Here is a 13,636-nt window from a genome sequence, read left to right as displayed (position 1 = left end):
CGGAGGTTTCCATTGAAAACATTCATTAGAAACGCTTGGGTATTAACCATGGATGAGCAAATGACCGAATATCATCCTGGTTACCTACTCATCGAAAATGACAAAATTGCGGAGATAGGACCTGATGAAGGTCCTTCTCTTCATTTAAAGGACCTATTACATTCGGCAGACCAAGTCATTGATGCGGAGGATGGTATCCTCATCCCTGGCTTCATCAATACGCATACACACGTTGGCATGATTCCCTTCAGAAGTCTCGGTGATGACATGAAAGATCGCCTGCGGAAGCTCTTGTTTCCATTAGAAGCTGACATATCTGAAGACCTTGTTCGCGCCAGTGCGCAATATGCCATGGCTGAGATGCTCTTAGCAGGTATTACAACCTTTTCTGACATGTACTACTTTGAAGATGCTATCGCTGACGAAGCAGATGCCATGGGGGTTCGTGCCCTCTTAGGTGAAACCGTCATTGGCCAAGAAACCCCAGATGGTGATGGTCATGCCTATTATGGTTTGAAAATGGCGCCAGCTTTTATCAAAAAATGGCAAGGACATCCCTTGATTCAACCAATGCTTGCCCCACATGCGCCCAATACCAATTCCAAAGAGAGCCTACAAGCCGTCACAAAAATGGCCCTTGAGTATGATGTACCCGTCATGATCCATGTAAGTGAAATGGATTATGAAATGGCCGAATTTCAAGACAAATATGGGCAAACACCCATTGAATACCTAGCTGATATAAATTTTTTTGATGCAAAAATCATTGCAACCCACTGCATTCACGCAAAAAATAAAGACTTCGACATTCTACATAAGCATGGCGTCGGCGTTGCACATTGTATCGTTGCGAACACGAAAGCAGCCAAAGGGGTTGCTCCAATCAAAGATATGCTAACCGCAAATGTGCCGGTTGGACTAGGTACAGATGGTCCTTCAAGTGGTAACCGGTTAGATTTATTCACTCAGATGCGGACATTTGCCTATGCCAAAAAAACCTACAATCAAGATCGTTCAATCTTTCCAGCAAAAACCATTGTCAATTTAGCAACACGCGGTGGTGCTAACGTCCTTGGTTTATCAGATAAGGTAGGTCAACTTATAATCGGTTATCAAGCAGACATTACCTTAATCGAACGCAAGTCTTTGAATATGCACCCAATATTCGATCCCTATTCAGCCCTTGTATACTCAGCGGAAGCCAGCAACGTAGAAGCTGTTTGGGTTGCCGGCCAACAACTCGTGGCACATAAACAACTTACTCGCTTCAGCGAAGCAGCCATTAGCCAACGCCTACAAGCTCAAATGGCACCCTTTAACGCCAAAGTCGCTGAAATTTTAAGACAAGAATAAACAAAAGCCCCAAAAGGTTGAAATACCATCCTTTTGGGGCTTTAACTTTTTATATTATGGACCGACAGGGGCTCGAACCCTGGACCCACGGATTAAGAGTCCGTTGCTCTACCAACTGAGCTATCAGTCCATTTGTGGATAAATATCATCTACAATAGTATAATTCTACACCCAGATAGCAATAAATTCAAGAGATTGCCTAAAAAAATTATAAAAACCAGCTCATCTCTATCAAATAGAGACAATCTGGCTAATCATTAGGCTTAAGCTTTTGGCTTAAATCCTTTTAATCTTAACGCATTTAATAGAACAGATACAGAGGATAAACTCATCGCTGCACCAGCTAACATGGGATTTAATAGAGGTCCCCCAAATAGATATAAAATACCCATGGCCACTGGGATACCAACTATATTATAGGCAAAAGCCCAGAATAGATTTTCTTTGATGTTCTTAATAGTTGCACGGCTTAATTCAATGGCTGTCGGCACATCCATTAAATCACTTCTCATCAACACAATATCCGCAGATTCGATTGCAACATCTGTTCCTGAGCCAATGGCAATACCCACATTGGCTTGCGCTAATGCAGGGGCATCATTAATACCATCACCAACCATAGCCACATGGCGACCCTCATTTTGTAATTTCTTCACTTCGTTCGCTTTGTCTTCAGGCAAGACTTCACTAAGTACGCGGTCAATGCCCACTTGTTTAGCAATAGCATCAGCCGTTCCCTTATTATCACCAGTAATCATAGTAACTTCAATGCCCATGTGATGCAATTTTTCAATGGCTGCGATCGAACTTTTTTTGACTGTATCGGCAACAGCGATTAAACCAATTAATTGACCATCGGCGGCCACAAACATGGGCGCTTTACCTTCAGAAGCTAATTGGTCAGATTGGACTTGGGCATCCAATAAATCAATATCTTTTGTTGTCATTAATTTTTGATTTCCTAACAAAACTGTATGCCCAGCTACACTTACTTGAATACCATGACCTGGAAAAGCTTGGAATCCTTCTGTTTTATCCAAAGTGATTTGGCGATTACTTGCCTCTTCAACAATAGCTTCACCTAAAGGATGTTCAGAATTACTTTCAGCAGATGCAGCAAGCCATAATAGGTCTGATTCCTCTATCTCGTTAAAGGGAATCGAATCTGTGACAACCGGCTTGCCTTCAGTGATTGTACCTGTCTTATCGAATACAATCGTTTGCACCTTTTGTGCCTCTTCTAATGCATCTCCACTTTTAATCAGCACACCATTTTCAGCACCCTTACCTGTGCCGACCATAATAGCTGTCGGTGTTGCAAGCCCCAATGCACAGGGACAAGCAATTACGAGAACGGCAATTGTGATAGACAAGGCAAAAATCCAAGATTCTTGCCCCAAGAAAAACCATAATAATCCAGCTAATACCGCTAGTCCCATTACGATGGGCACAAAAATGCCAGAAATTTCATCCGCCAACTTGGCAATTGGAGCTTTTGACCCTTGCGCATCTTCTACTAACTTGATGATTTGCGCTAGTGTCGTATCTTGGCCAACTTTGGTTGCTTTAAATCGGAAGGAGCCATTTTTATTCATACTTGCCCCAACAACCTCACCGCCGACAGTCTTTTCAACGGGCATACTTTCACCCGTAATCATTGATTCATCGACTGAAGAATAACCTTCAATAATTTCGCCATCTACTGGGATTTTGTCTCCTGGCCGCACAACCACCACATCATTAGCCACAACATCTTCAATGGCTATCGTAATTTCTTGATCATTTCGGATAACACGTGCTGTCTTAGGTGCTAAATCTATTAATTTCTTAATTGCTTCAGATGTTTTCCCCTTAGAAAAAGCCTCGAGGTATTTGCCTAATGTAATTAAAGTGAGAATAACAGCAGCAGATTCAAAGTATAATTCAGGATGACCGCCATGAACCATTACTTGACCACTCGCCAATAGTATCGTCATCACAATCCCTTGTAAAATTGCTGCTGAAGTCCCTATCGCAATCAAAGAATCCATATTCGGATGTCCCTTGAATAAAGCTTTAAACCCAGTCTTATAAAATGAACGACCAAGATACATGACAGGTAAGGTCAACACTAATTGCGTTAACGCGTAAGCAATCGTATGCGCTACCGGATCAATCACACTAGGCAAAGGGAGTCCTACCATTGACCCCATTGAAATATATAATAATGGCAGGGTAAAAATAGCAGACCAGACAAAACGATGCCATAAATCTTTGATATGTATTGCATGTCTTTCTGCTTGCGTTGGTCCCTCAACAACTGCTGTTTGTAATGAAGCTTTATAACCAGTATCCTCAACCGTATCGACAATTCTTGCTTCACTCACGACACGATCATCATATGAAACAAGCATCTTTTCGGTAGCTAAATTCACCGATAATTCCTGAATACCATCTAACTTACCTACACTTCGCTCTACAGCCTTCACACAGGACGCACAAGTCATCCCTTCAATATTATACGTTTCTTGAGCCATGATGACGTCCTCCCTATTGAACTTATTAGCGTGCTTGTGCAGTATAACCAGCTTCAGCAACAGCCGCTTCAATTGCAGCAGCATCTACTTTACTTTCGTCAAAATCTACGATTAAAAGTTTATCCGCTAATTCAACATTTGCAGATTGGATACCATCTAAACCATTTACTTCTTTTTCAATACGCGCTTTGCAGTGGGCGCATGACATATCTGGAACTGTATAACTTGTTGTACTCATAATTTATAACCCCTTTTATTCGTTTACGTTTGTAATTTGTTTCTATTCATAATATATCCCTACTGATTACACTTGTCAACGAAAATTCAACAAGTTTGACAATTTTTACACAAAAAAGGACCCCTTTCAGGATCCTTTCAATATCAAATCAAGCTAAGCTAATTAGCTATTCCAGATATCTTCTAAAATATTTGTTTGATTACGGTCTGGACCAACAGAGAATGTTGCAATATTGACACCAACTAATTCCCCAACACGCTCAACATAACGACGTGCATTATCAGGTAATTCTTCAAGTGTCTTACATGCTGTAATATCTTCAGACCAACCAGGTAATTCTTCATAAACAGGTGTACATTCAGCTAATTGATTCAAGCTTGCTGGGTAGTAATCAATACGAGTACCGTCAGCTTTTTCATAAGCTACACAGATTTTCACTGTTTCAAGACCTGATAACACGTCAATTGAGTTCAATGACAAATCAGTTAGACCTGAAATACGTTTTGAGTGACGCATTACGACAGAGTCAAACCAACCAACACGACGTGGGCGGCCAGTAGTTGTACCATATTCACGACCAACTTCACGAATTTGATCGCCAACTTCATCAAATAATTCTGTTGGGAATGCACCTTCACCTACACGAGAAGTATAAGCTTTGGCAACACCTACAACTTTAGAAATTTGAGTTGGTCCAACACCTGTACCAACAGTAGCCCCACCAGAAACAGGGTTTGAAGAAGTTACGAATGGATAAGTACCTTGATCAATATCTAATAGGTTACCTTGCGCACCTTCAAATAGGACATTTTCACCACGATCTAAGTATTCGTTGATGATAACAGACGTATCTGCAACAAATTCTTTGATTTCTTGGCCATAAGCATAATATTCTTCTAAAATTTCGTCATAATTTAAGGCTTCGCCACCATAAATTTTAGTAATAACGTCATTTTTGTAAGTCATATTTTCTTTTAACTTAGCTGCGAATGTATCTCTTTCAAGTAAATCACATATACGAATACCGCTTCGAGAAGCCTTATCTGTATATGCTGGACCAATACCCTTGATAGTTGTACCAATTTTGTCGTCGCCTTTTGCTTCTTCTTGCAAACGGTCTAACTCAATATGATAAGGCAAAATCACGTGTGCACGGTCTGAAATACGTAAACCGCTCACATCGATACCGTGATCTTTCAAGTAATTTAATTCTTTAATCAAAGCCTTAGGATTTACAACCACACCGTTACCAATAACAGATAGCTTCTCAGATGAGAAAATACCTGAAGGAATCAAGTGTAAAGCATACTTAGTGCCATCGAATTGAATCGTATGACCTGCATTATCTCCACCTTGATAACGCACAATCACAGATGCATCTTTCGCTAGGAAATCGGTAATCTTACCTTTCCCTTCGTCTCCCCACTGAGTACCTACTACGACTATTCCTGACATATATAATTTTCCTCTCTTTAATTAAACATACCATCATCAGTTCTAAAGCTCACCGATGAAAATTTGTTAAATTCTTTTGTAAAAATAAGTTTCACTGTACCACGAGCACCAGACCGGTTCTTTTCGATAATTACTTCAACAATGTTATCTTCAAGTCTCGGTTCTTCACTTTCATCACTGCCACCTTCACCACGTTCATAGTAATCATCACGATAAAGGAAAGCAACAATATCCGCATCCTGTTCAATAGACCCAGACTCACGAATATCAGACAACACAGGTCGTTTATCCTGACGTTGTTCCACACCACGAGATAACTGCGACAAAGCAATTACAGGTACATGTAATTCCTTCGCAATTTTTTTCAATTGACGTGAAATTTCAGAAACTTCTTGTTGTCTATTTTCATTTCTTTTACCAGACCCTTCAATTAATTGAAGGTAATCTATAACAATTAGATCTAGTTGTCCCCGTTCTTTAAGTAAACGTCTACTTTTAGATCTAATTTCGGTTACCCTAATGCCTGGCGTATCATCTATGTAGATATCCGCTTCCGATAAGGCACCTGACGCAACAATCAAATCAGACCACTCGTCATCGGTTAATTGCCCCGTCTTCAAATGACCCGCATTGATACTACCCTCAGCACAAATCATACGGTTTACTAATGATTCCGCACCCATCTCCAAACTAAAGACGGCTACAACCCCACCTTGCTTTGTAGCAACATTCTGTGCAATATTCAAAGCAAAGGCAGTCTTACCAACGGCAGGACGTGCAGCAAGAATAATCAATTCCTCGGGTTGTAACCCCGCAGTCATATGATCAAGGTCCGGATAGCCCGTAGGAATACCCGTCACCTCTTGGCCATTTCGAGACAAATCATCCAGATTCTGCATACTATCCAATACTACGTCTCGGATATGAATAAAACCATTTCGATTACGATTTTCAGCCACATTTAAGATGGCTTTTTCAGCCTCATCTAGGATAACAGAAACTGACTCTTCTTGCTCATAACTCTCGCGAGAAATTTTATTTGATGCTTGAATTAATTTTCTTAATAGGGATTTTTCTTCCACTATTTTGGCATAATACTCCGCATTAGCAGCAGTTGGTGTATCATTTGCCAGTTGGAAAATGTACTCATAACCGCCCACATTTTCGAGCATATGCATGTTATTTAACTTTTGTTGTACCGTTAATGCATCAATCGCCTCATCGTCCCGGCTCAATTCTTCCATAGCTTCAAAGATCAACTGGTTCGCACGACTATAAAAATCGTCAGCTGATAAATACTCGAGCACAGAAATAAACACATCGGAATCAAGTAAGATCGCACCAAGTACAGCTTGCTCGGCTTCAATACTTTGAGGCGGTGTTATGTTATCAAAATTTTCCGCCAAATCAGCACCTCCATTACCTACTCATTATACTAAAAATCTAGTCATAAATGGAATAAAATCGCCATCAAATGATAAAAGTCCTATCAACAAAAAATGAGCTCGGGTATTTAGTCCCAAGCTCCTCTTATTGCTATCAGAAATGTTTATTCTTCTACAATATGAACACGGATAGTTGCTTCTACTTCATGATGTAATTTAACCGGTACATTTGTAAAACCGAATGAACGAATTGGCTCATCTAAGTCCATTTTACGTTTATCTACTTTAATGTCATATTGTTTTAATAAAGCCGTCGCAATTTGTTTAGATGGTACTGAACCAAATAAACGACCATCCTCGCCACCTTTAGCCTTAATCGTTACAATTGTTTTTTCATCTTCAATTGTCGCCTTTAATTTTTTAGCTTCTTCAAGTTCTTCTTGTGCTAATTTTTCATTTGCCTTTTCTTGTCCACGTAAAGCAGAAACTGCACTTGAAGTAGCTTCTTCAGCTAAACCTTTTTTAATCAAGAAATTTTGTGCGTAACCATTTGGCACTTCTTTCACTTGACCTTTTTTACCTTGATTTTTAACATCTGCTAGAAAAATAACCTTCATGATTATTCGTCCTCCTCATTCTTTTCAATAATAACTGATTTTAACATGTCTACTGCTTCAGAAACAGTAACATCTGCGATTTGGGTAGCTGCATTTGATAAATGTCCTCCGCCCCCTAATTCTTCCATAGCTCGTTGAACGTTAATTGTGCCCAAGCTACGCGCTGAAATACCCACGCGTCCATCTTCTCTTAGATAGACAACAAATGATGCATCTACATTACGCATTGATAATAGCGTATCTGCTGCTTGCGCGGCTGTGACTGAATCATATACTTCATCATCTGTCCCATGTGCAATCCCCAGATTACCAGAAACCAATTCAACATTCTCAATTAATTGATTACGTTTCACATAGTCTGATAAATCTTCTTTAAGTAAGTTTTGAATCATATATGAGTCAGCCCCTACAGATTTCAAATAGCTTGCTGCATCAAACGTACGAGAACCCGTACGTAAAGAGAAGTTTCGTGTATCTACAATGATACCAGCTAACATTGCGGTTGCTTCAATCCGTTTAATTGGTTCGCCTTCTTGATTTTGATACTCAAAGAATTCTGTAATCAATTCACTAGTTGATGATGCATATGGTTCAATATACTCTAACATCACATTATCTGGAATTTCTTCACCTTTACGATGGTGATCAATAATAATAACAGGTCTATTAGAGGTGATCAAATCCGGTGCAATTGTAATTGATGGCTTATGCACGTCCACTAAGAATAATAGCGAATCAGATTGCATAAGTGTAGCAGCTTGCTCAGGTGTGATTAAAGAAGCTGCAATCACTTCATCCTTACGTAATTCTGCTAATAATCGCTCCGCATCATCATTAATTCGAGATTCATCAATAATGATGTAACACATTTGATTATTCATTTCAGCAATACGGCGAATACCCACACTCGCACCAATTGCATCCATATCCGGATAGTCATGTCCCATTACAAAGACCGAAGACGTATTCTTGATCATAGCTGCAATGGTATTGGCAATTTGACGCGAACGAACATGTGTCCGTTTTTCCATAGGATTTGTCTTACCACCATAGTAACGTGCCTTTTGATTTTTCGTACGAATAACAACTTGATCTCCACCACGACTTAACGCTAAGTCTAAGTTAGATTGTGCTTGATTAGAGATATCATCTACATCAATAACATCCTCTTTCTCTTGATAGGCAATACCCATTGAAATCGTAAGTGGTGCATTTGCTTTAGAAGTCTTTTCCCGGATATTATCTACAATAGCAAACTTGTTCTCTTCCATAAGCGTTAGTTGTCCATACGTAGATACTAACAAGAAATGATCATCATCCAAACGCTTCACATACGAATCATAATTCTTAGCCCATTTCGATAAATCGCTTGTCATTGAATTATCAATCGTTGATTTACGTCTATCGTTCATAGAAGATACCGTTTCATCATAATTATCAATAACGATATGAGCAATTACAATTCGGCTGGCATCTGCATTCTCAGCAATAATGCCATATTTAGTTGAATCAATGAAGTACATTGCATGTTCGGCACGTAAATAGGTCACTTCAAAATATGCATTCTTCCATTCAAATCGTTTTGATTTTAATGTCTTATCATCTTGAAACTCTTGATACAGGTCATGCAATTCCTCATCCAAATCACTAATATCTAAACCAATAATTTCTTTTTGATAGAAATACTTTTGTAAAAAGGGATTTACCCATTCAATTGTAGTAGCATTCTCATCAAATACAATAATACCAATCGGCATCTTTAATAAAATCTCACTTTGGACTGATTTTATTTGATTACCTAAACTTAAAATATAAGTATTTAAGGCATGAAGCATTTGGAAAGAAACAAATCCCAATAAACCAATTACCACAATGGTGATTATAATTGTAATAATCCCCAATTGTAGATTTCCCATTAAACTTATCCCTGCAACAATGATTAATAGTAAAATACCAATCACCAATGGCCAGATAATAATTGGTTGTAATAAGAAAGATGGAATTTTTGACTGCCAATTCTCTCTCTTCATAAATATTCTCCTTTAGGTCAATAATTAGACACTTTGACATTACCCATTTTAACACAATCTTTAAAAACTATCAGTTTTATGTATTGATTCTGGGTTTAGGAACATATGTTCTTTATAAATTGTTTCACGTGAACAATTTATAAAGATATTTTCACTAGAATGCATCATATTTAGATAAATAAGAAACAAATTACCTTATTTGTTTAAATAATTTTCTTTTAAACCTAATTTTTCATAATTTATGAAATCACTAACCCCACCAACATCCTACTGTTTTTTTTTACCCTCAATTAAATAAGCTTAGTCATCTAATTCTTTATATAAAGAAAAAGGCTTAATAACTGCTGCTATTTTGAAATTAATTTAAATTAAATCCTAGATATTAGAGAGGATCATTATTTATTATTCTGTTCCATCTATAAATGATTATATTGTTACTAACTCTAAAAATTACCTCAACGATTTCAGTCACCACTAACTCTCGATGATAGATAAACAAGCCTAGCATAGCATCATTATCCATCAACCTGAACCATAAATGTTCCTTAATCAACTTGTGAGATAAGGATAATTATCCTTATCTCATGTTTCACAGAATTTATTTGTTTTAAGAAATTTACATTTACCAGTTAACAATTATTCCTGTAAAAAACCAACAATTATATAAATAATGTTCACGTGAAACATTATGGTCTAGTACTAAGTTTATTATTTAAAAACAAAGAGGTTACCCAGTAGTTCCAGTTAGATACTTTTTAGCGAAAACCTCACCTACTTAATTACTAATTATCCTATATTCATGAACTTGAACTCAATTATATTTTCCAAAAAAACTAAATTACTGATATTAAAACACTATAATTAAACTGATTTGTAACTCAATTAGTTAATGTATCTGCTGGTACTGTGTGTTGTGGTGTAGTTGAAGCGTAGATATTTTTATCTACTTGCTTTCAAATATTAATATTAACAACGTTACACATATAACTAACTCTGAACTAATTATTATAAGAAATAAGTAAGTTAACGAATAATAATATGATATGTATGATTGCCTGCATGTAAACAAAGGTAAAGGTCCGTCTGACCTCGCCACGCGCTTATCAATGTTAATTCTTCAAATTCAACATTCAACTTTCATTATTTTTCTGATTATCGCATGAAATAAATTGAAAACTTCTTATTCGTCGCATATCCATCAAAGGTGTGGCTGTGTGTATACACATACAACCACAATAAATGAATTAAATACGTTCAAACAAAATGTTTCACGTGAAACATCTGAGTATAACAACTTGATTTAATTATTCTTCCAACGAAAATAAATCAGTATCGTTCCCAATCACATTCAGTAAGCTAGACATTTTATTAACACCAATCCTAATAACTAATGAACATATACTTATGTTATGTCGAAGCAATTATTTAAAAGCCACCGATATTTATTCTCATGAGACCACCGTCATCCATCTTTCTAGCAACAGACCCATGAACAAATTGAATGCGTGCGTGATATTACGATATATATTCATTCTAGTTAAGTAAATAACTATTATTTCACTATGAAATATAATTTTACGGCCTCATATCTTCAAAATTCTATAATAACGATAAATGATTGCGGAAAATATCTCCCCTGCACCAGGGCAATGTTTCACGTGAAACTTTCCTTTTAAAGTTCATTAAAACTTACGGGATTTGATAAATATATGTCTTGAAAAGAACCAAAAACTAAAAATTTTAGCAAAAACAATTCAAAAATGGTGTTAATATAGACAGACCATACAATATTGGTGATCAATAACAAACAATACAAAAAAGATATCAACCAAACCTCATTCATCACACACATAAACAATAACCAACAACTGATAATAAAACTGCAAAACTATACTTCAAACTTCTTTCTACCCACAAACCACTAAAAGGAAAGGAAACGTGTAAAGTAATCCTAAACAGATAGCGTAATAACAATTGAAATTTCCCAAGAAATGTATATAAGTTACTCGTCAATCACCTCTTAGGCCTTTATTTGCATTTTTGTTTCTAATTTTGCAGTAATGAACAAATAAACAACTATATATCTAACTACCTCATACATAATTTCCTTATATCGCAGGTAAAAGGGCATTTCCAGCTTAAATAGTAAATTTACAATCATGACACCTGCAATATCGTCGTTATACCTTCATACTTACTTACCTTATTTATTAAGTATCTATCCTTATATACATGAGATGAAAAAATATTTTCATCTTAGGGTCATTTCTGCTTTTCCCCTTACACCTATAGTATTCTTTATCTTATACCTATTTTTCGCAAATTTTCTTGGTTATTTCTCTAATCTATTCGTATCTGTACTACAACAATGACTACTGCCGAGTGTTACCTAATGTCACATCATTCGCATTTAGCTGCATTCATTTTATACTTTCTACACGAACTTCTTTCCTTGATAATAATCAACGTCCATTTCCACATGTGAATAAGTCAAACAAAGGCTATGTATTTTGCTCAAATCTGTTCTTTTGTCCCCAAGTACAAACGTCGAATATACGGTCTTTGTTAGGTTTTTTTACAACTTACACACATACTTATCCACAAACGTTTGTTTTCTTTTTTATGCTTACCTTTCAAGGACAAAAATCTATCTAGTTATTAAAATCAGATTATAAGATAACGGTTACACGAGCATAAACTTATGAATAAAATGTGAATAAAATGAATTATTTTTCATTTTTCACTTGAAATATATTATAAGTTGCGGTAAGGTTATTCAAATGCGAACATTAGAAAACGATTAGTTCCATATAATGTGATAAAATATAATATGAAAGAGGTGACCATATTGCTTTCTGAGCACCTATTGTCAATTAATCATTTAGCCACAGGCTTTCGTTTTGGAGATACCTACTACAATGCTGTGGATGATGTCTCTTTAACTTTAAATAAAAATGAAGTACTCGCTATTGTTGGAGAATCTGGATCTGGAAAAAGTACTTTGGCAACTTCTATTGTTGGGTTGCATGATAAAGGACATACTCAAATTTCAGGTGAAATCCTCTATAATGGGAGAAATTTAATTGAAAATACTGAAGCTGAATTTAACGCTAACCGAGGTAATGATATTGGTATGATTTTTCAGGATCCCTTGGGTTCTTTAAATCCTTTGATGACTGTTCAGGACCAAATTGCTGAAACGCTTTTATACCATTCAAATTTGAACCGCGAACAACGTTTAGCTCGAGTAGAAGAATTATTGAATCAGGTTCAAATTCCTAATCCTAAACGAGTCATGAAGCAATATCCACATGAACTATCCGGTGGTATGCGTCAACGAGTTGTCATCGCAATAGCTTTGGCAAATAAACCAGCAATTATCATTGCAGATGAACCGACAACGGCTCTGGATGTAACCGTTCAAGCTCAAATCTTGGATCTGATGACAGATATACAGGATGAAATTGGTTCAGGCATCTTATTAATTACCCATGATTTAGGGGTGGTGGCCCAAATGGCTGATAAGGTGGCGGTGATGTATGCGGGTGAAGTAATTGAGGTTGCCGATGTCTTTGAATTATTCAACAATCCAAAACATCCTTATACTCGTTCACTGCTCAATTCAGTGCCTCAGGGGATAGAGAATGAACAAGATGAATTGCATGTTATTCAAGGTACTGTTCCTTCATTACAAAACTTACCACGAACTGGTTGTCGTTTTGCAGATCGTATCCCTTGGATTGACGCAAGTGAACATGAGGAAAATCCTACCTTGCATGAAGTTGCACCAAATCATTTCGTGAGATGTACTTGCTGGGAACATTTCCATTTTCCTGAACAAGAAGATGTCGACGAATTTAAGGATGGTGTTGTCTAATGGAATTTATTGAAGTAAAAGATTTAAAGGTCCATTATTGAACCCCTACCAATAAACTGAACAAATAAAAAAGAACATTATACTGCCCACAAAAGATGATCCCGATAAGCAGTCGGGGTCATCTTTTTTAATTTTTTCTGATAACGATGATTGTTGTAAAATTCA

General features: G+C 36.9%; 7 protein-coding genes, 1 tRNA gene and 1 pseudogene. 2 read left to right on the top strand and 7 right to left on the bottom strand.

From position 1 onward, the window contains the following. Positions 1–12: 12 nt before the first annotated feature. On the top strand, positions 13–1,353 hold the full coding sequence (locus B9P78_RS06115) for an amidohydrolase (RefSeq protein ID WP_094518611.1): 1,341 nt from the start codon (positions 13–15) through the stop codon (positions 1,351–1,353). Between the two features lie 57 nt (positions 1,354–1,410). Here B9P78_RS06115 and B9P78_RS06110 read toward each other — a convergent pair. From B9P78_RS06110 to B9P78_RS06080, 6 genes and pseudogenes are all read right to left on the bottom strand, one after another. After that, a tRNA-Lys gene (locus tag B9P78_RS06110) sits at positions 1,411–1,483 on the bottom strand. Positions 1,484–1,616: 133 nt separating this feature from the next. Further along, positions 1,617–4,107 (bottom strand): annotated as a pseudogene (locus B9P78_RS06105) (heavy metal translocating P-type ATPase). 162 nt (positions 4,108–4,269) lie between these two features. Further along, complete coding sequence (locus tag B9P78_RS06095) at positions 4,270–5,562, bottom strand: adenylosuccinate synthase (protein WP_094518608.1); 1,293 nt, start codon at positions 5,560–5,562, stop codon at positions 4,270–4,272. Between the two features lie 17 nt (positions 5,563–5,579). Continuing rightward, positions 5,580–6,968: a replicative DNA helicase gene (gene dnaB / locus B9P78_RS06090; protein ID WP_094518607.1), complete on the bottom strand. Its 1,389-nt coding sequence runs from the start codon at positions 6,966–6,968 to the stop codon at positions 5,580–5,582. A 143-nt stretch (positions 6,969–7,111) separates the two neighbouring features. Beyond that, entirely contained in the window at positions 7,112–7,564 is a 453-nt protein-coding gene (rplI, locus tag B9P78_RS06085) for a 50S ribosomal protein L9 (protein WP_094518606.1), read from the bottom strand. 2 nt (positions 7,565–7,566) lie between these two features. Next, positions 7,567–9,594, bottom strand: a complete 2,028-nt coding sequence (locus tag B9P78_RS06080) for a DHH family phosphoesterase (RefSeq protein WP_094518605.1) — start codon at positions 9,592–9,594, stop codon at positions 7,567–7,569. 2,830 nt (positions 9,595–12,424) lie between these two features. On the opposite strand from B9P78_RS06080, the gene B9P78_RS06075 reads away from it, so the two are divergent. Continuing rightward, positions 12,425–13,471 carry an ABC transporter ATP-binding protein gene (locus B9P78_RS06075; RefSeq protein WP_094518604.1) on the top strand — a complete coding sequence of 349 codons (1,047 nt, stop codon included), beginning with the start codon at positions 12,425–12,427 and terminating at the stop codon, positions 13,469–13,471. Positions 13,472–13,548: 77 nt separating this feature from the next. On the opposite strand, the gene B9P78_RS10685 is transcribed toward B9P78_RS06075, so the two are convergent. After that, a partial coding sequence (locus B9P78_RS10685) for an IS3 family transposase (protein ID WP_148138560.1) occupies positions 13,549–13,636 on the bottom strand: 88 nt, incomplete at its 5' end.

It is taken from the genome of Aerococcus sp. 1KP-2016 (genome assembly GCF_002252085.1).
Classification (GTDB): Bacteria; Bacillota; Bacilli; order Lactobacillales; family Aerococcaceae; genus Aerococcus.
This window is presented reverse-complemented; position numbering and strand designations above follow the sequence as displayed.